This is a genomic window from Sphingomonas sp. CFBP 13714 (assembly GCF_014842205.1).
Classification (GTDB): domain Bacteria; phylum Pseudomonadota; class Alphaproteobacteria; order Sphingomonadales; family Sphingomonadaceae; genus Sphingomonas; species Sphingomonas aerolata.
The window spans coordinates 131963-157129 of the sequence record NZ_JACYVG010000002.1; the positions used below are offsets into that span (position 1 = coordinate 131963).

Here is a 25167-nt window from a genome sequence, read left to right on the forward strand (position 1 = left end):
GGTAATTAGACTAGAACCGGGCGCGAACACCCGCGTAAAAGTTCCGACCACGAATGTCGTAGATGGAACTCCCCGCCCCGGTTCCTGAACTGCCGAGTGGGGGCAGCTTGTTCAGCACATTGTCAACGCCGAAGTAGAACTGGAAGTCGCTCCCAACACCGCCGTCGTTCGCCAGGTTCCAGGTGAAACGGACGTCGTTGTAAAACACATTCGGGTATTTGCGGATATCGGAGTAGTCGGCGTTGTTTGGCGGGCAGCCAGCCGAGGTGCAAGCCGCGGGCAACGCATTGAAGTCCTCATAGGCATTGACCCACATCGGCCCGATATAACGCAGGCGATAGCCAAAGCTGACCGCGCCAACAGTCAAATCCGTGTCGAAGCGGGCTTCGTCAACCGGATCACCAAGCTCGCCGAGCAGGCGGTTCTCGAACGTGGGAATAGCCGGGTTCTCGAAGTTGCTGCTCTTCAGGCCATGTACGTAGATTACGCTCGAGTTGATACGGACGTTGTTGGCGATTTCGGCGCGGTAATTCACGTTGACGTCGATACCGCGGCGCACACGCTTGGCGAAGTTGACGCCGGCCGATACCAGCGAGTTCCCCAGTATCTGACCAGGCTGCTCGCCAAACGATCCCGTGCCGGGGCCGCGGAAGCGCGTGAAGAGCGAACAGAAAATATTCTCAAGAGAGGCCTGGTCGTAGCAGTTGTTCGCGATCGTCTGCGCCGACAGAGAGACGATCACGTTGTTCACCTTGATGTCGTAATAATCGACACTCAGCGACAGTCCTGGCACGGCTCGAGGCGTCAATACCCCACCCAGGGTCAGCGACTTCGAAGTTTCCGCATCTAGGTTGGCATTGCTGCCGCTGATGATGTTGAGCGAATAGGAAACGTTGGGCAGACCGGCGAGAAGGCCCGCGCCGAGGTCAGCAAGGCAATTGCCCGCGCGGTTGGGATTGTTGGCGATGTTGCCCGACGCGCAAGGATCGAGAAAACCTGGTGCGAAGTTCGGAACCGCGGGGAAGCCAGTCTCCGAAACGTTCGGAGCGCGCACCGACTTGCCGTAATTACCGCGGAAGCGGATGTCGGGTATCGGGGCCCATTCCCCGCCAAAATTATACGTGTAGACCGTCCCCACAGCGCCCTTGTAATCAGACACGCGACCAGCCCCGCTGAATGTCAGCTCGTGAAAAAACGGCATCTCCTTGAGCAGCGGGATGCGAATTTCGCCGAATGCTTCCTTCACCTCGAAGGCGGGCGGGTCGAATTCGCCGATTATCACCGCGTTGGTCGCGCCGCTCTCGACGAACGGATCATTCCGGTAGCGTGCACGCTCCTTGCGATATTCGCCGCCAAGCGAGAAGCCGATTGGACCACCCGGCAGCTCGAACAACTGGCTCAGATCGCCACCAACGAAACCCTGGATGTCGAGCTGCGAAAGGCTGGCCTTGTGGCGGGCATTGTAGCGGAAATAGTTGGCCGCCGCCGTGTTGTCGGCGCCACCGAACGGATTGTACGGGACACACGCCGCGATATCAGTGGCGAGACGCGAGTCGCTACCTGCGAACGGGACTGCGGCGGCCGGATCGAACTGCGCACGGCACTGGATCTGGCCGGTCGTCGGGTTGGTACCGGCGTCGAGCGACAGCAGGAAGCGCTGACGATCGAGATAACCGAACGTTGTCGTGTCCTCCTTGAACTTGCCGTAGTTTCCGGAGATTTCGTAGTTCCAATCGCCGTTGAAATTGCCGCGAACGCCACCGACGATGCGGTAGGTGTCACGCCGGAACTTCTCGTCTCGGATGCCTGAGTCGGCGAGCACTCGCGAGTCAACGAAACGATATGTACCAGCAGCGATCGCCGCGCGATCGGCCGCGTTTAACGGACCGCCGATGCCCTGGCCGCCGAAGGTCGTGCGGGTCGTCGTCGGCGAGCAGGCGGCAGTCAGGCTGGTGTTGCAGCCCGATGCCAGAATCGCATTGGCAAGCGTCGCACGATCGGCCGGGTTCAAGAAGGGATTGTCGAGCCGAACCCGCTCGCGAACGTCATACTGGGTAAAGGTTCCCTGGATGAACGAGGGGCCCGCGTTCGAGCCAAGTGCGTCGACGCGGTTCCATTTTGCTTCCACAAACGGGACGAACGCATCGCTGACCTTGAAATGGCCGAGCAGGTTGAAGTTGAGTCGCTGCTGGTAGGGCAGCACCGACAGAAGCTGGTCTTCGCGACCGGTCTGGCCGTTGCCACCAAGAATGCCGCCAATGATGCCCTGGCCATAGCGCGTTCCGGTTTGCGGCGTCAGGCGTCCCGCCTGATTGAAGACATAGGTGCAGTTATACGCGGTGCCGCCGGTTGTGCCTGGGGCGCCGTTAGTCGAACCGATCCCCGTGCCGCAACCGGGGTTTGTCGACAATTGGGTGATCGGCACCAAGCCGTAGCGGTTGATGCTGGCCGAGCGGATGTCGCGAAGGAAGACTCGGTCCGGAAAGCCGTCACTGCCGTTCGCCAGGCCGGCGGGGTCGACATCGACGATGCCCAGGCCGTCGACGCGGCGGAACGACGGAATGTCCGACCCGAAGACGCGCTCCTGATGCGAATATTCGCCGTGTAGCGTCAGGTTGCCGCGGCCGTCAGCGAAGTTCTTGCCGACCATCGCGGAGACATATTGATTGCCGCCAAAGCCCTTTTCGGAAACGCCGGCCTGTCCACGGATCTGCGCACCGTCATAGCTGTCGCGCAGGACAAAGTTAACCACGCCGGCGATCGCGTCTGAGCCGTACACGGACGACTGAGCGCCGGTTACAATGTCGACCCGCTCGATTAAGTCGTTGGGGATCGAGCTTACATCGGGTGAAACCGCGTTGTTGAGAATATCGGCGGAAACATGGCGACGCCCATTGACGAGCACGAGCGTGCGCGAAGTACCAAGGCCGCGAAGATCGAGGAGGCTGAGGCCGGCGATGCCGATGCCCGAGCCCGGATTCTGCTGTGAGAAGGTGCTGCGAAGTTGTGGCAAGTCGTTGAGCGTATCGCCCACGTTCGTGTTGCCACGCTGGAAAAACACATCGCCGGCGACCGATGTGATGGGAACCGCGGAGTCGAGATTCGGCCGACGGATGCGCGAACCCGTGACCGTAATCTCTTCGGGCGGCGTATCATTGTCACTCTGGATGCTGCTGACCGGTGCCGTGGTGGTTGGCGTCGTGCCGTCGGCATTGGCCGTCGGTGAGTTCGCATCCGGAACGGCTTGGGCGAGCGCGAAGCTCGGCACAAGCGTCAGCGCTCCTACGAGCGCTGTAGCGCTTAGAAGGCGTGGTAACATTTTGTAATCCCCCGTTTCGGCTTATTTGCCGTGATAGGGTCAAGCTGACGGGAGGGGATTTGGCTTGCAAAAGGTTTGTTACGCTAGCCTGAACAGAATACCACCTTTTGTTCGCCAAGTGTTACAGGGATGCAACAATAGGTAACGGACGCTACCTTTCGATGCACATGGCAATCCCCATGCCGCCGCCGATGCACAGCGTGGCAAGGCCCTTCGTCGCGTCACGCTTCTCCATCTCGTAGATCAGCGTCGTCAGCACACGCGCGCCGCTGGCGCCGATGGGGTGGCCGATCGCGATCGCGCCGCCATTGACGTTGACCTTGTCGGCATCCCAGCCGAGCTCCTTGCCGACCGACAACGCCTGGGCGGCAAACGCCTCGTTCGCCTCGATCAGGTCGAGATCGGCGATCGTCCAGCCGGCCTTCTCCAGCGCGCGGCGCGTGGCGGGGACGGGGCCGATGCCCATGATCGACGGATCGACGCCGGCGGAGGCCCAGCTGCGGATGGTTGCGAGCACCGGACTGCCGCGGCGCTCGGCCTCGTCGCGGCGCATCAGCACCAGCGCGGCGGCGCCGTCGTTGAGGCCGCTCGCATTCGCCGCGGTGACGGTGCCGTCCTTCTTGAACGCCGGCCGCACGCCCGACACGCTCTCGATCGTCGCGCCCGCGCGGATATATTCGTCGTCGCTGACGATCGTGTCGCCCTTGCGGCCGGCGATCGTCACCGGTGCGATCTCGTCCTTGAACCGGCCCGATCCGCGGGCCGCCTCCGCCTTGTTCTGCGAACCAACCGAGAAGGCGTCCTGTTCGCTGCGCGTAACCTGATATTGCTCGGCGAGATTTTCGGCGGTGATGCCCATGTGATAGCCGTTGAACACGTCGGTCAGACCGTCGCTGACCATCGTGTCGACAAGGCTGAGATTGCCCATCTTCTGGCCCCCGCGGATCGACTGGGCATGCGCGGACAGCGACATGGATTCCTGTCCGCCCGCGACGACGATCGTCGCATCGCCGGTCTGGATCGCCTGACACGCCAGCGCGACCGCACGCAGCCCCGAGCCGCAGACCTGGTTGACGCCCCAGGCGGGGACTTCCTTGGGAACGCCCGCCGCCATCGACGCCTGACGCGCAGGGTTCTGCCCCTGCGCCGCGGTCAGCACCTGGCCGAGGATCACTTCGGAGACATCGGCGCCGTCGACACCCGCCTGCGCGAGCGCCGCCTCGATCGCAGTGCGGCCGAGCTCATGCGCGGGGACGGTGGCGAAGGCGCCGAGGAAGCTGCCGACCGGCGTACGCTTGGCGGCGGTGATGACAATGTCGCTGGGGTGGGTGGCGGTCATGACGGGTCCTCTCGTTTTGCGGATGCAATACGCTAGCCGAGCGAATCTATCCAGTTCGCGAGCGGCTCCCACAGCTGGGCGCGGGCACGGCTGCCGACGATCATGCCGACATGGCCGGCATCGACGTCGCGCCGGTCCGCGAGCCCGATCGCGGTGGCGGCGGGCACGATCCGGTCGTTGCGCGCGACGAATTCGACCGCGGGGCAGGACAATGCCCGCGGGGCGATCGGGCGACCGGCAATCCGCCAGAGACCACGCCCAGGAAGGTCCCGGGCGATCATGTCCCCGAACAGCGCGGCGGCGGCAGCGGCGGGGAGCGGCGCACCCGCATTCGCCCAGTCCTCCAGTCTGACGAACGCGCGCGCGCCGGGGCTGGTCGGATCGCGGTCGGCGAACGTCTCGTATTTCGCGATCGTCTGCGCGGGCGCGAGCTGCCAGAACCCGCTTTGCAGCACTTCCATCGGCAACAGCCCCGTCTGGCGCGCGAACGGAGCAGCGGCGCGCCAAAGTCGCGCCATCTCCGCGCGCGCGATCTCGCCATAGCCGGCGAAATGCCAGGGTGCGGCGATCGTCGCCAGCCCCGCCACCCGCGTCAAGGCGGCAGCGGCGACGGCGAGGGTGCCGCCCAGGCAATAGCCCACCAGGATCGGCGGTTTGGCAAATCCTTGCAGCAGGGGCAGGAGGATGCGCGCGACATGCGCGTCGAGGTCGAGGTCCCGATCGTCGGGCCCCGGCGATCCCCAGTCGAGCAGGTAGGCACGGTATTCCCGCGTGGCCAGCCACCGCATCAGCGACGTGTCCGCGGAAAGATCGAGGATCGCTGCGGGGTTGATCAGCGAGGGTATGACGATGACCGCCGGCTTGCCCGTAGTGCCACCGCCATAGTCGCGCAGGACCGCCCGGCCGGCCGACGCGCGGATCGGGCGGGGCGGCAAAGGCAGATCCCGGGGCGCGGCCTGATAGCGGTCGAGCCCGGCCAGCGCCCGCGCGCGGCGGTCGGGCGATGCTGCGGTTTCGTTGCGCAACATGGCGAGGAACAGCGGCAACGGCCGTGGACCATGTTGCGGCGCAATGTCAAAGCGCGTAGCGTTTGCCCCGGTCACGTGGAGGGGCTGCATATGAAGAAGCAAAGCACGGTCGACGGGCTTGTCATCATCAAGAAGTACGCCAACAGGCGGCTTTATAATACCGAAACATCATCCTACATCACGCTCGATCATCTCGCGACGATGACTCGCGAGGGCCGTGACTTCAAGGTCGTCGATGCGAAGACCGAAGAGGATATCACGCACAACGTCCTCACCCAGATTATCATGGAGGAGGAAAGCCGCGGCGAGACGATGCTGCCGGTCAATTTCCTGCGCCAGCTGATCTCGATGTACGGCGATTCGATGCAGAAGATGGTGCCCGGCTATCTCGAGGCATCGATGGACAGCTTCCGCCGCAATCAGGAACAGTTCAAGACCGCGGTCGAAGGGGCGTTTGCCCATTCACCCTTCGCCGACATTGCGAAGCGTAATCTGGCGATGTTCGACGTTGCAGCGCAGGCCTTTGCCCCCGGCAATGCTGCGGGTGCAGCATCCCCCGCACCAGCAGCCGCCAGGCCGGCGGCAACGAAGGACGAGGAGATCGCTGCCCTGCGCACCGAACTCGCCAGTCTTCAGGACAAGGTGGAAAAGCTCGGGAGCTGACATGGCACCGCTGCTGTGGACGGCGAGCGGCGGCTTTGCGGCGCTCGCGATCGCATCGGGTCTGGGCGCCCGCCGTCGCCATCGGCGGCGCGATCCCGACGCGGTCGGCTGGGTCGACTGGCCGACCGTCCAGATGCTTTCGCTCATCGGGCTGGCGGTAACGATCGGGCTGGCGTTCAAGACCTAGCTGGCGGAGCGGCGGCCGAGCCGCGGCCTCGACCTTCGGCCGTGCGCCGGTTACTATCCGCGCCAACCGTCAGGAGGGCAGGGCATGGACACGCTGGTGAGCACCGAATGGTTGGCGAACGCGCTCGAGACCAGCGTCCCGGGCGCTGGCGATCTCAGGGTCGTCGACGCAACCTATGCCGAGGGTCGCGACGCTGCGGCGGACTATGCGGCGGCGCATATTCCGGGCGCGGTGTTCTTGAACCTCGCCGAGCTTCGCGACACCGACAGCGACCTGCCCAACATGCTGCCGTCGCCTGCCAAGTTCGCCAGCCGGATGCAGTCGCTCGGGCTCGGCGATGGCAGCCGCATCGTGCTGTACGACAGCTCGCCCTGGCGCACGGCGGCGCGCGCCTGGTGGATGCTGCGGACCTTCGGTGCGCACAATGTCGCGATCCTCGACGGCGGTCTGGCGAAATGGCAGGCCGAAGGGCGCGAGACGGAGTCGGGCAAGCAAGCGGTGCGGCATCGCCACTTCACCATCTGGGCCGACGACAAGGCTGTTCGCACGAAGGACCAGATGACCGCGAACCTGTCGAGCGGCGCCGAGCAGGTCGTCGATGCACGCTCCGCCGCCCGGTTCACCGGTGCCGAGGCAGACCCGCGACCTGGCACCGCATCGGGGCATATCCCCGGATCCAAATCACTGCCCTATGCCACGCTGTTCAACGCGGACGGCACGTGGAAGACGGGCGACGCGCTGCGATCGGCATTCGAGGGCGCGGGCATCGATCTCGCCAGGCCGATCGTCACGACCTGTGGATCGGGAATCACCGCAGCCGTCCTGGCGTTCGGCGCGCACCTCCTTGGCAACGAAGCCGCGCTGTACGACGGCAGCTGGTCGGAATGGGGCGGTGATCCGTCGACTCCGAAGGCAATGGGCGCGAAGGCGACAGGAACGCAATGACCGAAACGACAAGGCCGGTCGGCGACGGCACCAAGGTGGTGCTCGCCGGACGTCGCGCGGAATGGACTCGTGGTGTCGGGGAAGGGGCGATCGTCAGTCCGCCGGTCTGGCGGGCGTCGACGATCCTGTATGATTCCGTTGGCCATCTTCGCGACAGCGCGACCCGCGATACGCATCACCGGCTGTTCTACGGTCGCAAGGGCACGCCGACGCAGTGGAGTCTTGCGGATGCGCTGACCACGCTCGAGCCCGGGGCGGAGGGCACGTTTCTCTATGGATCGGGGGTCGCGGCGATCGCGGCGGCTTTGCTCTCGGTACTGTCGCCGGGCGACGAACTGCTGCTGGTCGACAGCGCCTATGACCCGACGCGCGGGATGGCGAACGGCCTGCTCAAGCGGTTCGGCATCACGACCCGCTTCTACGACCCGCTGATCGGTGCGGGGATCGCCGACCTGATCGGCGAAAAGACCCGTGCGATCTTCATGGAGAGTCCCGGCTCGCTCAGCTTCGAGGTGCAGGATATCCCCGCCATTGTCGCGGCCGCGCGCGCGCGCGGCGTGACGACCCTGCTCGACAATACCTGGGCGACGCCGCTGTTCTTTCCGGCGATCGGCCACGGCGTCGATCTGACGATCCTGGCGTGCACCAAATATGTCGTCGGCCATTCGGACGCGATGCTCGGATCGGTGACGGCGGGGCCCGGCCATTTCAAGGCGCTGCGCGAGACGAGCTTCCAGCTGGGGCAGATCGCCAGTCCCGACGATTGCTGGCTCGGTAGTCGTGGGCTGCGCACGATGGCCGTCCGGCTGGCCCAGCACCAGTCGAGCGCGCTGGCGATCGCGCAGTGGCTGGAGGCGCGTCCGGAGGTGGCGCAGGTGCTGCATCCTGCCCTGCCCGGATGCCCGGGGCACGACCTGTTCATGCGTGATTTCAAGGGATCGAGCGGGCTGTTCTCGTTCGTGCTCGATGGCGGTGACGACGCGTCGCGGGCCGCGCTGATCGACACGCTCGAGCTGTTCGGGATCGGCTATAGCTGGGGCGGGTTCGAAAGCCTGGCGCTGCCGGTCGATCCGCACCGCTATCGCAGCGTCACCCGCCGCGAGGTCGCCGGGCCGATGATCCGCCTGCAGATCGGGCTCGAGGATCCGGCGGACCTGATCGCCGATCTCGATGCCGGGCTTGCTGCCTTTCGGGCGGTGCGCGGCTAGCGACCTTGCTCGCCGGACGTGATCGGGTACAGCGTGCCGGCCATGCACACAGAACCGCCCGACGCTGGAGGCCCGGTCTTCGATACGGCGTTTCAGGCCAGGCTCGACCTGCTGTTCCGCTGGCGCCGTGACGTCCGCCGGTTCCGGCGCGACGCGCTGCCCGCGGCCGCGGTCGACGCGCTGCTCGCGGTCGCCGACGCCGCGCCGTCGGTGGGGCTCAGCCAGCCCTGGCGGTTCGTGACGATCGACGACTCCGCGCGACGCGACGCGATCCGCGTGGACTTTGCCGCCTGCAATGCCGCCGCGCTGGCCGGGCAAGACGAGGCGCGTGCCGCGCTCTACGCCCGGTTGAAGCTTGCCGGGCTCGAGCAGGCGCCCGTCCACATCGCGGTGTTCGTTGAACCTGATCCGAGCCAGGGTCATGGTCTGGGGCGTCAGACCATGCCGGAAAGCGTCGCCTATTCCGCCGTGATCGCGATCCACACATTGTGGCTGGCGGCGCGCGCGCAGGGGATCGGGCTCGGCTGGGTCTCGATCCTCGACCCCGCGCGGATCGCGCACATTGCGGGCGTGCCGGAGCGATGGCGGTTCGTCGGCTATCTCTGCCTCGGTTATCCCGAAAGCGACGCGGACATGCCTGAATTGGCGCGTGAGGGGTGGGAAGCGCCGCGTCGCACGCCGATCCTGCGTCGATAGGCCGGCGCGCACCCAAGCGTCGCGACCGAGACGGTGTGGCCGGTGCGCAACATCCATGGCGTCAACACCGCGCCTGGCGCAATAATCGCTTGTGCAGTGCATCAACGACTGTCATTCATTTGTCACCGCAGGAAAGACCGTGCTCGGAGGCCATGCCTCGATAGATGCGGCGTCCGCGGGTGCAGGCGGGGACATCGAATTTCCAGTTTCGAAAGGGAAACGATGCGCTTCTCCACTATCCTCTTCGGCGGCCTCGCGCTGGCTGCCGCACCCCCTGCGTTCGCGCAGGATACGGCGCCACCCAAGGACGTCACGGTCAGCGGATCGGTCGGACTTGTCAGCGACTATCGCTTTCGCGGTGTGTCGCAGTCGGACGAAAATCTCGCGGTCCAGGGCGGCATCACGATCGCGCACAAGAGCGGCGTCTATATCGGCACCTGGGGATCGAACCTCGCCGGTTGGGGCACGTTCGGCGGCGCCAATATGGAGCTCGACCTGATCGCCGGGTACAAGCTTCCCGTCGGCGGCGGTACGCTCGACGTCGGCGCGACGTGGTACATGTACCCGTCGGGCTTCGACAATACCGACTTCATCGAGCCCTATGCCAAGCTCTCGGGCACCGCCGGCCCGGTCGCGCTGACCGCGGGCGTCGCCTATGCGCCCAAGCAGCAGGCACTGGGCCCCTGGTATTCGAACGGCACCTCGGCCGCCAACGGGGTCTATGACCGCGTCAACGCTAAGGATTCGAACCTCTACCTGTGGGGTGATGTCAGCAGCGGCATTCCCGATACCGGCCTGACCGTGAAGGCGCATGTCGGCTATTCGAACGGCAACAAGGGGCTCGGGCCATTTGCCACCAGCGTGTCGCCGACCGGCGAATATTTCGACTGGCTGGTGGGTGCCGATTACGTGATTCCGGGCACGCCGCTGACCCTGGGCGTCGCCTATGTCGATACCGACATCAGCAAGGCGGAGTCGGCGTATCTCCAGCCGAGCTTCAGCCGAGGGCAGGACGGCGTCGGTTCGATCGCCAACGGAAAGGTGCTGGCGTCGCTGACCGCCGCGTTCTGAGGTAGCGCGAGTGCTGACGTCGTCCTGGCGTTCGGCCGGGATGGCGGGAGCGCGCGGTTGCGGCACTTTGCACCGCCGCTGCCTGCCTACCTCTCGTCACCCAGCGGAAGCTGGGGTATCCACGGGACAGGGGCGGGCGGGGTGGCCATCGACCGAACACGAAAAAGGGCGGCCCCCCTGCGGGAGCCGCCCTTTTTCGCGTCTTGCGGCAGCCGCTCAGTTGGCGGTTGCGCGCGCATCCTGGCCGTCGCCTTCGGGGGCGGCAACGATGTCGCGCGTGGTCGAACCCTTGTCGATCACGGTCGTGCCGGGATCGCCCGCGCTCGACCGGATGCCGGGATCGGCGGCGCTGGGGCCAGCTTCGCTCAGCACGCCGGCTTCGGCAGGGCTGCGCGCAGCGGTGCCGCCGAACAGCGCGTCGAGCGTCTGGGCGTTCGCGGCGGTATCCTGCGGCCGTGCGGCACCCGGCTGCGGCGGGACCAACGCGAAATCGGGGGGGATGACCAGCGGGGCCTGGCGGGCGACGGCGAACTCGTCCGGCCGCGCACGATCGAGGCTCTTGCCGGCGCCACAGCCGGACAGCAACGCGACGCTCGCCAGACCGGCAGCCAGGGGCACAAACTTACGCATGGGAATTCTCCACAGGGGGCTTCTCGCGCACGAGCAGCGCCCGGACAAGCAGGACGAGCACGCCGACAGTAATCGCTGCATCCGCGACATTGAAGACCAAAAACGGGCGCCACTCGCCGATATGCAGGTCGGCAAAATCGACGACATAACCGAGCCGGATCCGGTCGAGGATATTGCCGACCGCACCGCCGAGCACGAAGCCCAGCGCGATCTGATCTGCCCGGTTCTTTTCGCGCGTCATCCAGATTGCGACCCCGACCGAGATCGCCCCCGTCAGCAGCACCAGCGCCCAGCGCGTCAGATGGCCATCGGCGGGCAGCAACCCGAGCGAAATGCCGATATTTGGCACGAAGCGCAGGTCGAAGAACGACGTGATCGTCTGCGCATCGCCGAGCGAATCGATCCCGAGCGGGCGCGTTACGGCCCATTTGCTGAGCTGGTCGGCGAGGAACAGCGCGATCGCCGCCCCGAAGCCGGCCTTTGGCAGGTTACGCATGCGCCACCACCTCTTCGCACCGGTCGCAGAGCTCGCCGTCGGTCGTCACCTCGGGGAGGTGGCGCCAGCAGCGACCGCATTTGTGGAAGTCGGTGCGCGTCACGGTGACCGCATCGCCCGGCGTGACCTTGGCGACGATGAACGCCTCGGCCAGAGCGTCGGCGTCGAGCAGCATCGATGGGACGGTGATCTCGGCCTCGAGGCTGGACCGCACGGTCTTCTCGCGGCGCAACGGCTCGATCGCCTCGGTGACGGCGACGCGCAGCGCGCGGATCTCCTGCCACTTGGCGCCGACCACGTCGTCCGCGTCGAGCGACGGCAGCGACGGCCATTCGAGATAGTGGACCGAACTGTCGTCGCTCGGGAAGCGCGACTGCCAGACTTCCTCCGCGGTGAAGCACAGCACCGGCGCGGCGTAGCGGACCAGCGCGTGGAACAGCACGTCGAGGACGGTGCGGTACGCGCGGCGCTTCACGTCGCCGGGCGCGTCGCAATAGAGCGAGTCCTTGCGGATATCGAAGAAGAACGCCGACAGGTCCTCGTTCGCGAAGTCGGTCAGCAGCCGCGTGTAGCGGTTGAACTCATAGCCTTCGGCCGCCTGGCGCAGTTCGGTGTCGATCATGCCGAGACGGTGGAGCACATAGCGCTCGAGCTCGGGCATGTCGGACACCGCGACGCGCTCGGACTCGTCGAAACCCTCAAGCGCGCCGAGCATGTAGCGGAACGTGTTGCGCAACTTGCGGTAGGAATCCGACGCGGTGGCGAGCACCTCCTTGCCGATCTTCACGTCGTCGAAATAATCGGTCGAGGCGACCCACATGCGCAGGATGTCCGCGCCGCTCTCGCCGATGATCTTCAGAGGATCGACGACGTTGCCGAGCGACTTCGACATCTTGCGCCCCTGGCCGTCGAGCGCGAAGCCGTGGGTGAGGACCGCGTCATAGGGTGCGCGACCGCGCGTGCCGCAGCTTTCGAGCAAGCTCGACTGGAACCAGCCGCGATGCTGGTCCGACCCTTCGAGGTACAGGTTGGCGCGTGTGCCTTCCCCGTAGCGCGCTTCGACCGTGAAGACGTGGGTGCAGCCCGAATCGAACCAGACGTCGAGGATGTCCTTAACCACCTCATAGTCGGCGAGCGCATAGTCGGGGCCGAGCAGCGCCTGGTGGCCGTCGGCGTACCACGCATCCGCGCCGTTCTGGCGGAAGGCTTCGACGATGCGCGCGTTGACGGCGGGGTCGCTCAGATACTGGCCGGTGGCGCGGTTGACGAACAGCGCGATCGGCACGCCCCAGGCGCGCTGGCGCGAGATGACCCAGTCGGGGCGGCCCTGCACCATCGACGTGATCCGGTTTTCCGAGCGCGCGGGGATCCAGGTGGTCGCGGCGATCGCGTCGAGCGCGATTTCGCGGAGGGTTGCGCCGTTGCTCGACCCAGGCCCTTCGACTTCGCTCAGGGCGAACGGCGGGGCTGCCGCATTCCCAACCCCGTTCGTGCTGAGCGAAGTCGAAGCACCTTGGGTGCCGACCGACGTCGCCGCATCCATCGGGATGAACCATTGCGGCGTAGCGCGGAAGATCACCTTGGCCTTGGAACGCCACGAATGCGGGTAGCTGTGCTTGAAGTCGTCGCTCGCCGCGAGCAGCGCACCGGTCGCGCGCAGATCGGTGCAGATCGGGCCGTCGGCGGCCACGAACTTCTTGTTGATGACGGACCCTTGCCCGCCGAGCCAGGCCCAGTCGGCGCGGTACATGCCCGCACCGTCGACCGCGAAGACGGGGTCGATGCCGTACTGCTTGCAGAGCTCGAAATCGTCCTCGCCGTGATCCGGCGACATGTGGACGAGCCCGGTGCCCGCGTCGGTGGTGACGAAGCCGCCGGGGAGGAACGGGCGGGGTTTTGCGAAGAAGCCGCCGAGTGCGTGCATAGGGTGGCGTGCGGTCGCGCCTTCGAGATCCGAGCCTTTGCCGCGCCACACGATCGCGCCTTCTGCTCCGTCATCCCGGCTTTCGCTGGGATCACAGGAGGAGAGGGTACGGGCATTGAAACTGCCGACGAGCGCGTCTGCGATCAGGAACCGGCGATCGCCGTCCGCCAGCAGCACATACTCGATCTCAGGCCCATAGCTCAGCGCCTGGTTCACCGGGATCGTCCACGGCGTCGTCGTCCAGATCACCGCATGCGCACCGACCAGTTCGGGCGCGTTCGGCGCGTCGACGATCTCGAAGGCAACGTCGATCTGCGTCGAGACGATGTCCTCATATTCGACCTCGGCCTCGGCGAGCGCGGTCTTTTCGACCGGCGACCACATCACGGGCTTCGCACCGCGGTACAGCTGGCCACTCTCGGCGAATTTGAGCAGTTCGCCGACGATCGTCGCCTCGGCGTCGTACTTCATCGTGAGGTACGGATCGGCCCAGTCGCCCATCACGCCGAGCCGCTCGAACTCGCCCTTCTGCACGGCGACCCATTTTTCGGCATAAGCGCGGCATTCGGCGCGGAACTGGTCGACGGGGACGTCGTCCTTGTTCAGCTTCTTCGCGCGATACGCTTCCTCGACCTTCCACTCGATCGGCAGGCCGTGACAGTCCCAGCCGGGGACGTAGGGCGCGTCCTTGCCCATCAGCGATTGCGAGCGGACGATGATATCCTTCAGGACCTTGTTCATCGCATGGCCCATGTGGATGTCGCCGTTCGCGTACGGGGGGCCGTCGTGCAGGATGAACCGCTCGCGCCCGAGCCGCTGTTCGCGCAGCCGGTCGTAGATGCCGAGCTTTGCCCAGCGCTCGAGGATCGCCGGCTCCTTGGCGGCGAGACCGGCCTTCATTGGGAAGTCGGTCTTCGGCAGGAAGACGGTGTCGCGGTAATCGCGGGCGGGCGCAGGAGTATCGGTCATAAGTGGGCCGGGCTGTAGCCGAGCCGGGAGCCCGTTGCCATCCCCCCTCCCATACGCAACGGCGCCGCGGCAATCAGCCTAGAATGGTGCGTGCGCGGTCGCAGTCGATGTCCATCTGCGCGATCAGCGCGTCGAGGCTGTCGAACTTCGCCTCGGGGCGCAGATAGTCGATCAGCGCGACCTCGATCGTCTGCCCGTACAGGTTCTCGGCAAAATCGAAGAAATGTGGCTCAAGCAGTTCCTTCGGCGGATCGAAGCTCGGGCGGATGCCGAGGTTCGCCGCGCCCTTGAGCACGCGGCCGTTCTCCAGCCGGCCGGTCACCGCGTAGATCCCGTAGGCGGGGCGCAGATAGTTGCCCATGTCGAGATTGGCGGTCGGATAGCCGATCGTGCGGCCAAGCTTGTCGCCATGCTGCACCACGCCCTCGATCGCGAACGGACGCGTCAGCAGCCGAGTTGCGGTCGCCATGTCGCCGGCACGCAGCGCCTCGCGGATCCGGGTCGAGGACACCGTCTCGCCATCCAGCGCGACCGCGCCGACGGTTTCCGCCCGGAAGCCGTGGACCGGGCCGCGCGCGGCGAGCGTGTGGACCGTGCCGCTCTTGGCATGGCCGAAGGTGAAGTCCTCGCCCGTCACCACGCCGCCGATCCGCAGATTGCGTTCGAGCCGGTCGGCGACGAACTGCTCGGCGGTCAGCGCGGCGAGATCGCCGTCGAAATGGAACACCACCATCGCATCGGCGCCAGCGTCTGCGAACAGCCGTTCGCGCTGGTCGAGCGTCGTGAGGCGGAAGGCGGGCGTATCGGGGCGGAAATGGCGGACCGGATGCGGATCGAACGTCGCCACCAGCGCGGGGCGACCCTCCGCCTTGGCCCACGCGATCGCGCGCGCGACCACCGCCTGGTGACCGAGATGGAATCCGTCGAAATTACCCAGCGCCACGATCCCGTCCGCCAGATGCGAAGGGATGGATGCGCCACCGTCGAGCCGTTGCATGCACGGGTCAGTACCCAGACGCCGCGGATGACGATAGTCCTTCCGTGTCGTTGTCTCCCGCGCCTCCTTGTTGTCTCGCGAAGGCGGGAGTCCAGTCCGAGCTCCCGCCGTCGCCGGAGAACAGTCTTTACCGGCGGGTGAGGGTGACGAAGCTGTAGGGTGGGCGCTGCTTTTCGCCCGGGTGGTCTTCGCGGGCGATCTCGTGCCAGCCGTCAAACGCGGGGACGAAGGCGTCGCCTTCGGGTTCGTCATGGACTTCGGTGAGCTCGATCCGGTCGGCATGGGGGAGCAGCTGCGCATAGATCTGCGCGCCGCCGATCACCGCGACGTCGTCGCCGGCCATCGCGAGCGCCTCGTCGATCGAATGTGCCACTTCCGCGCCGTCGGCATGCCAGTGGCCGCGGGTGAGGACGATGTGGCGGCGGCCGGGGAGGGGGCTCGGGAAGCTCTCGAACGTCTTCCGGCCCATCACCATCGGCTTGCCCATCGTCAGCGCCTTGAAGCGCTTGAGATCGGCAGGGAGGCGCCAGGGGAGCTGGCCGTCGCGGCCGATGACGCCGTTGCTAGCGCGGGCAAGGTAGAAGGTGATCATGCGGCGCATCATGGCGGATATGGGGGCGGGGGGCTATGCCTGTATCACCACCGCGGCGAAGGCCGGGGCCCAGTTGGGGGACGTCGGTGGTGAAAGACGGCGCTCCGTTACGACCACCTTTCCACCTGGACCCCGGCTTTCGCCGGGGTGGTAAGAAGCGGGGGAATCAGTTCGGGGCGTGTTCCTTGACGTACGCCTCGGGATCCTTCTCGACGACCTTCACGCCGTTCAGGTGGTTCGCCTCGAACGCCGCGAACCGGACGCCCAGCTCGTGCCGCTCTTCCAGCGTCGCATGCTTGCGGAAGTCGGTCAGGCCCTGGCGCTCTTCCTCGGCGAGGTGGTCGCTGTTCGCCTTGTTGCATTCGCCGACCGCCTCGAACCACGCGTCCGAGCCGACCGGGTGCTTGTCGACCGCTTCGCCGGTTTCGCGGATGTCGTTGTGATCCTCGATCGCGTCCTCGGTCTCCTCGGCGGCCGAGTCGGCGTCGTTGCCGCCGGTGCCGATCTTCATCAGCCGCGGGTAGAAGAAGCGTTCCTCCGCCTCGGCATGCGCGTCGAGCAGGTTCTTGAGGCGGGTCCACAGTGCCGACAGCGCCTCGGTGTCCTTGGCGTCGATGCTGTCGATCTGGGCGAACAGCGCGCGCTGCTGAGCATGTTCGTCGAGGATGAGCTGGGTGATGTCCATGATGGCCTTCCGAATGGGTTCGGACGGTCAACCGCGCGCGCCGTCGCGGGTTCCTATTGCGATTCGCTCTCTGTTTGGGCGGCGGGCCTAGACCGCGACGGGTGCCTTGATGTGCGGCTGCGCGACGTAATCGTGGAGTACGAAATCCTCATACTCATATGCGTCGATCGAGTCCGGCGTGCGCGCGATCTCGAGCCGCGGGAGCGGGCCGGGGGTGCGGCCGAGTTGCAGTCGTGCCTGCTCGAGATGGTTCGAATAGAGATGGCAGTCGCCGCCGGTCCAGATGAACTCACCGACCTCGAGTCCGCATTGCTGCGCGAGCATATGCGTCAGCAGCGCGTAGCTGGCGATGTTGAACGGGACTCCAAGGAAGATGTCGCCCGAGCGCTGGTAGAGCTGGAGCGAGAGCTTGCCGTTGGCGACATGCGTCTGGAACAGGCAGTGGCAGGGGGCCAGCGCCATGGCGTGCAGATCGCCCGGGTTCCACGCGCAGACGATCTGGCGGCGCGAGGCAGGGTTGGTCTTGATCTGGTCGACCAGCTCGGCGATCTGGTCGATATGGCGACCGTCGCCGGCCACCCAGTCGCGCCATTGCTTGCCATAGACGGGGCCGAGATCGCCGCTCTCGTCCGCCCATTCGTCCCAGATCGCGACCTTGCGGTCCTGCAGCCAGCGGACATTGGTGTCGCCGCGCAGGAACCACAGGAGTTCGACGATGATCGAGCGCAGGTGAAGCTTCTTTGTCGTCAGCACGGGAAAGCCCTGTGCGAGATCGAAGCGCATCTGCGCGCCGAAGACGCTGAGCGTGCCCGTGCCGGTGCGGTCCATCGTCTCGGCTCCGGTCGAGAGCACGCGGTCCATGAGGTCTAGATATTGGCGCATCGCGACGGCCTAGCGGTGCGGGGCGGATCGCTCAAGCGGATGCAGTTGTGGATGCGACCGGGGCGACGATGCGGCAGTCGAGGCGGTGCCCGCGTCGCCCGCCTCCGCTCCGATCATTGCCGACCTTGCAGCGGCGTGCGCGCTGTTCGCAAGACTCGGGCATGCACCGACTGAGGCGGTGGCGGTCGCCTATCTTGATCCGAATCGGAGGCTTTTGGGCATGCGGCATGTGGCGGGCGGGCGCGATCAGGTGCGGATCGCGGTGCGCAGTATCGCTGCCGATGCGCTGGCGTTCGCGGCGCAGGGGGTGGTGATCGCGCACAATCATCCGAGCGGGGACGTGACCCCGAGTACCCGCGACGTGGCGTTTACCCGTGCGCTGGCGGCCGGGTTGCGGACCGTGGAGGTCGTGCTGTTCGATCACGTGGTGATCGCTGGCGAGCGGGTGGCGAGCCTGCGCGCGATGGGGGTGGTCTGACGGTCCGGAGCAACACCTGCTCCACCCGGTGGCGCTATTTCGTCCGGCAGGCGCGGATTGCCTCGGGCGCGGGGCGCGGGCCAGTCGCGCGGAACATGGCCATATAGCCGCCTGCCGACGGCATCTCGTCCCTGTCGACCTGCGTATAGCCGACCGCCGCGAACTCGCATTTGAGCAGTGCGGGCGGCGTGCCGTGGTTGCGCGTCTCGCGATCGGCATCGACGACGACGACCAGTCCGTCGGGTTTCAGCGAAGGGCGAAGCCGCCACAGGAATTCATAGGGCTGCTCGATCTCATGGTACATGTGCACCATCAGCACGCGGTCGAAACTCGCCGGGGGCAGCTTCGGATCATTGGGTTCGCCGAGTCGCACGCTGACATTGGCGAGGTCCTCGCGCGCGACGCGCTCCGCCAGCTGGTCGCGCACGCTCGCGACGATGTCCTCGGCGAGAACGCGACCGTCCTTGCCGACGCGGGCGGCGGCGCGGATCGTGTAATAGCCCTCGCCTGCGCCAATATCGGCGACCGTCATGCCCTTGCGGATATCCGCCTTGGTCATGACCTCGCCCGCTTCGTTCAACCGGTCGCGCGCTTCCTCGTTCGACCAGCGCGCGGAGACGATCGACGCGACCGGTCGGTCAGCGGCGGGGAAGGGGCCCGCATCCTTGGGTTCACGCTGGATCAGCGGTTTGCTGCCATCGCATGCCGCTAGCAGCCAGATCGGGGACAGCAGCAGGGCCAGGACGCGCGTCATCTTCAATCGACGTCCTCCACCTCGACCGCCTCGCCGGTCACACGCTGCGACAGCGCGGCGGCCATGAACGCCTCGAGATCGCCGTCGAGCACGTCCGACGGACTGGTCGAGACCACGCCGGTCCGCAGGTCCTTCACCATCTGGTACGGCTGCAGCACATAGGACCGGATCTGGTGGCCCCAGCCGATATCGGTCTTCGACGCATTCTCCGCATTGGCCGCCTGCTCGCGGATCGCGAGCTCGCGTTCATAGAGCCGCGCGCGGAGCTGATTATAGGCCTCGGCCTTGTTCTTGTGCTGCGATCGCTGGTTCTGACACTGCACGACGATGCCGGTCGGGACGTGCGTGATGCGCACGGCCGAGTCGGTCGTGTTGATGTGCTGGCCGCCTGCGCCCGATGCGCGATACGTATCGATACGCAGGTCGCTCTCGTTATACTCGACCTCGATATTGTCATCGACGACCGGATAGACCCAGACGCTGGCGAACGACGTGTGACGACGCGCCGCGGAATCATACGGGCTGATCCGCACCAGCCGGTGAACGCCGCTCTCGGTCTTGGCATAGCCATAGGCGTTCTCGCCCTTCAGCAGCAGCGTCGCGGACTTGATCCCCGCCTGCTCGCCCGAATGCTGGTCGACCAGCTCGACCTTCAGCCCGTGGCGTTCGCCCCAGCGCGAATACATCCGGCTGAGCATGCCCGCCCAGTCCTGACTCTCGGTCCCGCCGGCACCGGCATTGACCTCGATATAGGTGTCGTTGGCATCGGCCTCGCCCGCGAGCAGCGCCTTGATCTTGTCCTTGTCCGCGCGGGCGGCGAGTTCGGCGAGCGCGGCGACGCCGTCCGCTTCCATCGCGGTGTCGCCCTCGGCCTCGGCCATTTCGATCAGCTCGGATGTGTCGCTGAGCTCGCTCTCGATCGCGCGCGTCGCACTGATCGCCTCGTCGAGACGACGACGCTCGCGCATCACCTCCTGCGCAGCCTTGGGGTCCGACCAGAGCGCCTGATCCTCGACGCGCGCGTTCAGCTCGTCGAGACGACGCAGTGCGCGGTCCCAGTCGAGAAAACGGCGCAACAGCGCCAGCGCGTCCTTGATGGTGTCAACGTGAGCCTGCGCTTCGGCGCGCATGGGTATTCTCCAGTGTTGGGGTCGGCATGAACAGCCAGCCCCGGAATATGGGGACGGCTAGTAGATTCCGCCCTGTCTTTGCAAGAAATCGCTGTCGCGCGGAGCCTCTGCCTTGGCGGCGGCGGTCGGCGCGGTGGTGGTGGTGGGGGCGGGGCCCGCACGGCGCGCGGCACGCCGCGGTTCGCTTTCGGGCTTGAACGCTTCCCAGATGACGCCCGGCTTGGGATCATCGGTGTTCGGCCATGTCCCATAGACCGGACGGCCGCTCCCCCGGTCGATCCGGACCATCCGGATGCCCGCGGGTGCGCGGAATGGCAGCTTGGGCAGATCGGCATAGGCCTTGACCGCGAACTGTTTGAAGATCGGCGCCGCCAGCGTGCCGCCCTGCGCTGCGCTGCCAAGGTTCCGCGGCGTATCGAAGCCGATATACAGCCCGCCGACATATTGCGGGGTTCCGCCGATGAACCAGACGTCGGTCGGGCCATTGTTCGTGCCCGTCTTGCCGAACATCGGCCGATCGAGATCACGCAGCGTCACGGCGGTGCCGCGCTGCACCACGCCTTCGGTGATGTGGACCATCTGATAGGCGGTCATCGCGTCGAGCACCTGGCGCTGGCGCGCGACCGGACGCGGCATCGACTTGCCGTCCCAGTCGGGGGCGTTGCACCGGTCGCAGGCGCGCCAGTTCTCGGGCCAGATTACCTTGCCGTGCCGATCCTGGACGAAGTCGATCAGCGACGGCGGCCCGCCTTTGCCGTTGTTGGCGAGGATCGAATACGCGTTGACCATCCGCCCCACGGTGGTCTCGCCAGCACCCAGCGCGAAGGAGAGATAGGGCGCGTAATCGCCGACGCCCATCTTCTTGATGGTGGCAACGACCTTGGGCATGCCGGTCTGCGCGGCGGCGCGGACCGTCATCAGGTTGCGCGACTGTTCGATGCCCCAGCGCATCGTGTGCGGCCCGGCGCCGCCCGAATTGCCGAAGTTGCGGAAGCATTTCTGCCCCAGTCGTGCGCCCTGATAGACACAGAACGGCCCGTCGACGATGATCGAGGCGGGCGTCATGCCGTTGTCGAGCGCGGCGGAATAGACGATCGGTTTGATCGTCGATCCGGGCTGGCGCATCGCCTGGGTCGCGCGGTTGAACGCCTGCAACCGGTCGTCGAAGCCGCCCTGCATCGCAAGGACGCGGCCGCTGGCAGGCTCCTCAACGACGAACGCACCCGAAACCTTGGGGATCGCCCGGAGCGCGAACTCGCCGCCTTCGGGCGCAACCGCGATGATGTCGCCGGTCTTGATCGCCCCGAACGCATTGCCGCCCTTGCCGCGCACCGCCATCTGCGCGGCATAGCGCGGCAGCGTGCCGGTCTTGCCGGTGCGGAAGCCGAGGTTCCAGCTATTGCCGTCCTTGCCGGTCACGATCGCCGCCACCCAGTTGCGGTAATCGAGCGCGATGTTGCTGTTGAGCAACGGCTGGAGCCAGTTGTCGTCCTCGATCGCGACATGGCGGATCGGCCCGTTCCAGCCGCGCCCGCTGTCGAAGCGGACCAGGCCATCACGCAAGGCCTGCTGCGCCAGATCCTGCAACCGCGTGTCGAACGAGGTCCGCACCCAGAGGCCGCCCGAATAGACGCTGTAAGGGCCATCCTTCGCGCTTTCGCCAAACTTGGCCATAAGCTGGCGACGGACTTCCTCGACGAAATAGCCGCCGACGCTTTCAAACCGCGGCGTGCGTCGCAGCACGACGCCGAGCGGTTCGGCGTTCGCCGCATCGAACTGCGCGCGGGTGATGAACCCGTTCTCGAGCATCCGGTCGAGCACATAGTTACGCCGCGTCATTGCGCGGTCGTGATAGCGCACCGGATCGTAATTCGACGGACCCTTGGGCAGGATCGCGAGATAGGCGATCTGTGCGAGATCGAGCTGGTCGAGGTCCTTGTCGAAATAGGCGTGGCTGGCGGCTTCGACGCCGAACGCGTTCCGGCCAAGCGCGATCTGGTTCAGATAGAGTTCGAGGATCTGAGGCTTGGTCAGCGTATCCTCGATCTTATACGCCAGCACCGCTTCGCGCAGCTTGCGCGTCGGCGAATATTCGTTGCCGATCAGAAGGTTCTTGGCGACCTGCTGCGTGATCGTCGATCCGCCGCGGGCGCGTCGGCCGCTGCCGATCTTCGAGACATAGTCAAAGACCGCGCCGGCAAGTCCCGGAAAGTCGACGCCGTGATGCTCGAAGAACGACTTATCTTCCGCCGCCAGGAACGCATTGATCAGCATCGGCGGATATTCGGCGAAGCTGAGCTCGACGCGACGTTCGCGCGCATAGCTGTGGATCGGCGCGCCATCGATGCCGCGCACATTGGTCGGCAAGGGCGGTTCGTAGGTGCGCAGCGTATCGACCGAGGGAAGGTCGCGGACGACGATCAGCCAGAAGCCGAACAGTGCGATCAGCCCGAGGCCGAACAACGCGAGCGCCGCCTTGGTCCAGCGGCTCGCCCAGACGCGCGCGACACTGCCGCGCAGCCTGTCGGTGGTCCGGCGGGTCGCCGTCGAAGAGTTTGGGGAAGGATCGGACGCCATATTCGTGCCCCGCGTCTAGCAGGTTCGCGCGTCCTTGCCAGCCGCGTTCGGCGGGGTGGGGGCTGGGCACGACGGTCGCGGTGGTGCGCGGACCCCTGAAAAGCGGTTGCGCCACGATCGATCTGTGGCAGCAGGCGGCGATGACCCCGCCGCCGCTACCGATCCTTGCCGTCCTGCCCGAACTGCTTACCGCGCTGCGTGCGCGGTCCTCCGCCGTGCTCGTCGCGCCGCCGGGCGCGGGCAAGACGACCGCGGTCGCGCCTGCGCTGCTCGAGCAAGCCTGGTGCACCGGCGAGATCCTGCTGCTCTCACCCCGGCGCCTCGCCGCGCGCGCCGCGGCGGAGCGCATGGCAGCGACGGCGGGCGAGCCGGTCGGGCGGACCTATGGCTATGCGACGCGGATGGACAGCAAGCGATCCGCGGCGACGCGCGTCACGGTCGTCACCGAGGGCATCTTCGTCGCGCGGATCCAGTCCGACCCGGAACTGGCGGGGGTGTCCGCGGTGCTGTTCGACGAGGTGCACGAACGCAGCCTCGACGGCGATTTCGGGCTCGCGCTCGCACTCGATGTGCAGGCGGGCTTCCGTCCCGACCTGCGACTGGTCGCGATGTCGGCCACGCTCGACGGCGCGCGGTTCGCAGCGGTGATGGACGACGCCCCGGTGATCGAGAGCGAGGGGCGGAGCTATCCGCTGACGCTGCGGCATATCGGTCGCTCGGCAGAGGCGCGGATCGAGGATGGCATGGCGGCAGCGATCCGCCGCGCACTCGGCGAGGAGCAGGGGGGCGTGCTCGCCTTCCTGCCCGGCGTCGCGGAGATCGAACGGACCGCGGACCGGCTTGCGAACCTGCCCGACGACATCGTGGTGCACGAACTTCATGGCAGCCTCGATCCGGCGGCGCAGCGTGCGGCGATCCTTCCCGAACCCGATGGCCGTCGCAAGGTCGTGCTGGCGACCAGCATCGCCGAGACCAGCCTGACGCTCGACGGGATCCGGATCGTCATCGATTCCGGTCTCGCGCGGCGCCCGCGGTACGACCGCGCGGCGGGCATGACCCGCCTCGTCACCGAACGCGCGAGCCAGGCCGCGGTCACGCAGCGCGCCGGCCGGGCCGCGCGTCTGGGCCCCGGCACCGCCTACCGGTTGTGGGAAGAGGCCGCGACCGCTGGGCTGCCGCGCTATGATCCGCCCGAGATCCTCGAGGCTGATCTGTCCGCGCTGGTGCTCGCCTGTGCCTTGTGGGGTGTCGCCGATCCCCGCGACCTGCGCTGGATCGATGCGCCGCCCGCTGCGGCGATCGACGAGGCGCTGCGCCGGCTGTCGACGCTCGAGGCGATCGATGCAGACGGTCGTCCGACGGCGCATGGCCGTGCGATCGCGAAGCTGCCGATGCCGCCGCGCCTTGCCCATATGCTGTTGCGCGCCGGGGAGCGGGGGCTGGCAGAGGTCGCCGCGCAGGTCGCGGTGCTGCTCGGCGAGCGCGGGATCGGCGGCCAGGACGTCGATGTCGAAACCCGCCTGCGCCGCTGGAAGACCGAACGCGGCGCGAAGGCGCAGGCCGCGCGCGGGATGGCCAAGCGGTGGGCCCGCCTCGCACCGTCGCGCGGGTCTCTCTCGCCGGCAGACGGGGGCGTCGCCACGTGCATCGCGCTTGGCTATCCCGACCGCGTCGCCCGGCGGCGTGATCCGTCCGGCGAAACCTGGGCATCGGTCGGCGGACGCGGGTTCCGGCTCGATCCGACGTCGCCGCTGGCGCGTGCGGAGTGGCTTGCGGTCGCCGATACGCAGGGGGCCGCGGCGGGCGCGCGGATTTTGTCCGCGGCGGTGATCGACCAGGCGACGGTCGAGGCGCTGTTCGCCGATCGGATCGAATCGCGCCGCACGGTCAGCTTCGACCCAGCGACCGGCGGCATCCAGGCTCTGCGCGACCGGCGGCTCGGCGCGATCCGCTTGTCGAGCGGTCCCGACAGCGGCGCCGATCCCGACGCGATCCTCGCCGCGCTGCTGGAGGCGGTTCGCGAGCATGGCCTTTCGCTGCTCCCGTGGAGCGACGGCGGGCAGGCGTTGCGCGACCGCGCCGCCTATGCAGGCGTGCCGCTCGACGATGCGGCGTTGCTCGACCGTCTGGACGAATGGCTCGCGCCGCTGCTCGTCGGAAAGCGCCGACTCGATGCGATCGCCCCGGGGGCACTCGTCGAGGCGTTGCGCAACCTGCTCGGCTGGGATGCGATGCAGACGATCAACCGCCTCGCGCCGCCCGATTTCACGAGTCCCGCGGGCAGCACGCACGCGATCGACTATGCCGCCGAGGGAGGGCCCCGTGTCGAGCTGCGCGTCCAGGCGCTGTTCGGGCTCGGCGTGCACCCGACCATCGGCGAAGCGCGCGTCCCGCTGGTGCTGAGCCTCACGTCACCGGCGGGACGCCCGATCCAGACGACGCGCGATCTGCCCGGGTTCTGGGCGGGGAGCTGGGTCGCGGTCGCCAAGGAAATGCGCGGTCGCTACCCCAAGCATCCCTGGCCCGACGATCCCGCCGCGGCATCGGCGACGCTGCGCACGAAAAAGGCGGATGCAAGGGGCGCAACTTCGCGATAA

Annotated in this window: 21 protein-coding genes; 8 read left to right on the forward strand and 13 right to left on the reverse strand. The window is 66.7% G+C overall.

The genetic code is table 11. The features are described from left to right. Positions 1-10: 10 nt before the first annotated feature. The 3 genes from IFT54_RS04930 to IFT54_RS04940 all read right to left on the reverse strand — a co-directional run bounded on the left by IFT54_RS04930 (position 11) and on the right by IFT54_RS04940 (position 5686). Positions 11-3268 (reverse strand): TonB-dependent receptor domain-containing protein, encoded by a 3258-nt coding sequence (locus IFT54_RS04930; protein ID WP_342354763.1) that lies wholly within the window; start codon positions 3266-3268, stop codon positions 11-13. Positions 3269-3470: 202 nt separating this feature from the next. Then, complete coding sequence (locus IFT54_RS04935) at positions 3471-4658, reverse strand: acetyl-CoA C-acetyltransferase (protein WP_192069819.1); 1188 nt, start codon at positions 4656-4658, stop codon at positions 3471-3473. 32 nt (positions 4659-4690) lie between these two features. After that, positions 4691-5686, reverse strand: coding sequence for an alpha/beta fold hydrolase (locus tag IFT54_RS04940; protein ID WP_192069820.1), 996 nt, complete (start codon positions 5684-5686; stop codon positions 4691-4693). A 90-nt stretch (positions 5687-5776) separates the two neighbouring features. Between IFT54_RS04940 and phaR the strand changes: the two genes are divergently transcribed. The 6 genes from phaR (at position 5777) to IFT54_RS04970 (ending at position 10456) form a co-directional block, all read left to right on the forward strand. Beyond that, positions 5777-6349: a polyhydroxyalkanoate synthesis repressor PhaR gene (phaR, locus tag IFT54_RS04945; RefSeq protein WP_192069821.1), complete on the forward strand. Its 573-nt coding sequence runs from the start codon at positions 5777-5779 to the stop codon at positions 6347-6349. Position 6350: 1 nt separating this feature from the next. Continuing rightward, complete coding sequence (locus IFT54_RS04950) at positions 6351-6536, forward strand: hypothetical protein (protein WP_107932107.1); 186 nt, start codon at positions 6351-6353, stop codon at positions 6534-6536. Between the two features lie 84 nt (positions 6537-6620). Further along, positions 6621-7481 carry a sulfurtransferase gene (locus IFT54_RS04955; RefSeq protein WP_037530273.1) on the forward strand — a complete coding sequence of 287 codons (861 nt, stop codon included), beginning with the start codon at positions 6621-6623 and terminating at the stop codon, positions 7479-7481. Next, on the forward strand, positions 7478-8689 hold the full coding sequence (metC, locus tag IFT54_RS04960; RefSeq protein ID WP_192069822.1) for a cystathionine beta-lyase: 1212 nt from the start codon (positions 7478-7480) through the stop codon (positions 8687-8689). The genes IFT54_RS04955 and metC overlap by 4 nt, the downstream gene beginning before the upstream one ends. Positions 8690-8731: 42 nt before the next feature. Continuing rightward, positions 8732-9385, forward strand: coding sequence for a 5,6-dimethylbenzimidazole synthase (gene bluB / locus IFT54_RS04965; protein ID WP_192069823.1), 654 nt, complete (start codon positions 8732-8734; stop codon positions 9383-9385). A gap of 222 nt (positions 9386-9607) precedes the next feature. After that, on the forward strand, positions 9608-10456 hold the full coding sequence (locus IFT54_RS04970; protein ID WP_031395899.1) for a TorF family putative porin: 849 nt from the start codon (positions 9608-9610) through the stop codon (positions 10454-10456). A 216-nt stretch (positions 10457-10672) separates the two neighbouring features. Here IFT54_RS04970 and IFT54_RS04975 read toward each other — a convergent pair whose 3' ends face one another. The 7 genes from IFT54_RS04975 to IFT54_RS05005 all read right to left on the reverse strand — a co-directional run bounded on the left by IFT54_RS04975 (position 10673) and on the right by IFT54_RS05005 (position 17631). Further along, positions 10673-11086, reverse strand: a complete 414-nt coding sequence (locus IFT54_RS04975; RefSeq protein WP_031440002.1) for a DUF3035 domain-containing protein — start codon at positions 11084-11086, stop codon at positions 10673-10675. Further along, a complete protein-coding gene (gene lspA, locus IFT54_RS04980) occupies positions 11079-11582 on the reverse strand; it encodes a signal peptidase II (RefSeq protein ID WP_031395901.1) in 504 nt (167 codons plus the stop codon). Before lspA ends, IFT54_RS04975 begins: the two co-directional genes overlap by 8 nt. Continuing rightward, entirely contained in the window at positions 11575-14475 is a 2901-nt protein-coding gene (gene ileS, locus IFT54_RS04985; RefSeq protein WP_192069824.1) for an isoleucine--tRNA ligase, read from the reverse strand. Before ileS ends, lspA begins: the two co-directional genes overlap by 8 nt. 73 nt (positions 14476-14548) lie before the next feature. Further along, a complete protein-coding gene (locus IFT54_RS04990) occupies positions 14549-15472 on the reverse strand; it encodes a bifunctional riboflavin kinase/FAD synthetase (RefSeq protein WP_192069825.1) in 924 nt (307 codons plus the stop codon). A gap of 127 nt (positions 15473-15599) precedes the next feature. Beyond that, positions 15600-16064, reverse strand: coding sequence for a dihydrofolate reductase (locus IFT54_RS04995; protein ID WP_037530279.1), 465 nt, complete (start codon positions 16062-16064; stop codon positions 15600-15602). A 166-nt stretch (positions 16065-16230) separates the two neighbouring features. Beyond that, a complete protein-coding gene (locus IFT54_RS05000) occupies positions 16231-16749 on the reverse strand; it encodes a hemerythrin domain-containing protein (protein WP_031395906.1) in 519 nt (172 codons plus the stop codon). 87 nt (positions 16750-16836) lie between these two features. Further along, on the reverse strand, positions 16837-17631 hold the full coding sequence (locus tag IFT54_RS05005; RefSeq protein WP_192069826.1) for a thymidylate synthase: 795 nt from the start codon (positions 17629-17631) through the stop codon (positions 16837-16839). 85 nt (positions 17632-17716) lie between these two features. Here IFT54_RS05005 and IFT54_RS05010 point away from each other — a divergent pair, with 85 nt between their 5' ends. Then, the gene (locus IFT54_RS05010) at positions 17717-18109 is read left to right on the forward strand and encodes a JAB domain-containing protein (protein ID WP_192069827.1); all 393 of its coding nucleotides are present in this window, start codon (positions 17717-17719) and stop codon (positions 18107-18109) included. A gap of 34 nt (positions 18110-18143) precedes the next feature. Here IFT54_RS05010 and IFT54_RS05015 read toward each other — a convergent pair whose 3' ends face one another. From IFT54_RS05015 to IFT54_RS05025, 3 genes are read right to left on the reverse strand one after another with little or no spacing between them, the layout of a single operon-like run. After that, a complete protein-coding gene (locus IFT54_RS05015) occupies positions 18144-18863 on the reverse strand; it encodes a class I SAM-dependent methyltransferase (RefSeq protein ID WP_192069828.1) in 720 nt (239 codons plus the stop codon). A gap of 2 nt (positions 18864-18865) precedes the next feature. After that, complete coding sequence (prfB, locus tag IFT54_RS05020) at positions 18866-19993, reverse strand: peptide chain release factor 2 (protein WP_031394840.1); 1128 nt, start codon at positions 19991-19993, stop codon at positions 18866-18868. 57 nt (positions 19994-20050) lie between these two features. Further along, entirely contained in the window at positions 20051-22570 is a 2520-nt protein-coding gene (locus IFT54_RS05025; protein WP_192069829.1) for a penicillin-binding protein 1A, read from the reverse strand. Between the two features lie 140 nt (positions 22571-22710). Here IFT54_RS05025 and hrpB point away from each other — a divergent pair, with 140 nt between their 5' ends. After that, positions 22711-25167, forward strand: coding sequence for an ATP-dependent helicase HrpB (hrpB, locus tag IFT54_RS05030; protein WP_192070135.1), 2457 nt, complete (start codon positions 22711-22713; stop codon positions 25165-25167).

What these genes read in the sequence shown, in the direction of transcription:
- IFT54_RS04935 (WP_192069819.1), bottom strand. Translation starts at nt 4,658, where the DNA reads ATGACCGCCACCCACCCCAGCGACATTGTCATCACCGCCGCCAAGCGT.
- IFT54_RS04940 (WP_192069820.1), bottom strand. Translation starts at nt 5,686, where the DNA reads ATGTTGCGCAACGAAACCGCAGCATCGCCCGACCGCCGCGCGCGGGCG.
- phaR (WP_192069821.1), top strand. Translation starts at nt 5,777, where the DNA reads ATGAAGAAGCAAAGCACGGTCGACGGGCTTGTCATCATCAAGAAGTAC.
- IFT54_RS04950 (WP_107932107.1), top strand. Translation starts at nt 6,351, where the DNA reads ATGGCACCGCTGCTGTGGACGGCGAGCGGCGGCTTTGCGGCGCTCGCG.
- IFT54_RS04955 (WP_037530273.1), top strand. Translation starts at nt 6,621, where the DNA reads ATGGACACGCTGGTGAGCACCGAATGGTTGGCGAACGCGCTCGAGACC.
- metC (WP_192069822.1), top strand. Translation starts at nt 7,478, where the DNA reads ATGACCGAAACGACAAGGCCGGTCGGCGACGGCACCAAGGTGGTGCTC.
- bluB (WP_192069823.1), top strand. Translation starts at nt 8,732, where the DNA reads ATGCACACAGAACCGCCCGACGCTGGAGGCCCGGTCTTCGATACGGCG.
- IFT54_RS04970 (WP_031395899.1), top strand. Translation starts at nt 9,608, where the DNA reads ATGCGCTTCTCCACTATCCTCTTCGGCGGCCTCGCGCTGGCTGCCGCA.
- IFT54_RS04975 (WP_031440002.1), bottom strand. Translation starts at nt 11,086, where the DNA reads ATGCGTAAGTTTGTGCCCCTGGCTGCCGGTCTGGCGAGCGTCGCGTTG.
- lspA (WP_031395901.1), bottom strand. Translation starts at nt 11,582, where the DNA reads ATGCGTAACCTGCCAAAGGCCGGCTTCGGGGCGGCGATCGCGCTGTTC.
- ileS (WP_192069824.1), bottom strand. Translation starts at nt 14,475, where the DNA reads ATGACCGATACTCCTGCGCCCGCCCGCGATTACCGCGACACCGTCTTC.
- IFT54_RS04990 (WP_192069825.1), bottom strand. Translation starts at nt 15,472, where the DNA reads ATGCAACGGCTCGACGGTGGCGCATCCATCCCTTCGCATCTGGCGGAC.
- IFT54_RS04995 (WP_037530279.1), bottom strand. Translation starts at nt 16,064, where the DNA reads ATGATCACCTTCTACCTTGCCCGCGCTAGCAACGGCGTCATCGGCCGC.
- IFT54_RS05000 (WP_031395906.1), bottom strand. Translation starts at nt 16,749, where the DNA reads ATGGACATCACCCAGCTCATCCTCGACGAACATGCTCAGCAGCGCGCG.
- IFT54_RS05005 (WP_192069826.1), bottom strand. Translation starts at nt 17,631, where the DNA reads ATGCGCCAATATCTAGACCTCATGGACCGCGTGCTCTCGACCGGAGCC.
- IFT54_RS05015 (WP_192069828.1), bottom strand. Translation starts at nt 18,863, where the DNA reads ATGACGCGCGTCCTGGCCCTGCTGCTGTCCCCGATCTGGCTGCTAGCG.
- prfB (WP_031394840.1), bottom strand. Translation starts at nt 19,993, where the DNA reads ATGCGCGCCGAAGCGCAGGCTCACGTTGACACCATCAAGGACGCGCTG.
- IFT54_RS05025 (WP_192069829.1), bottom strand. Translation starts at nt 22,570, where the DNA reads ATGGCGTCCGATCCTTCCCCAAACTCTTCGACGGCGACCCGCCGGACC.
- hrpB (WP_192070135.1), top strand. Translation starts at nt 22,711, where the DNA reads ATGACCCCGCCGCCGCTACCGATCCTTGCCGTCCTGCCCGAACTGCTT.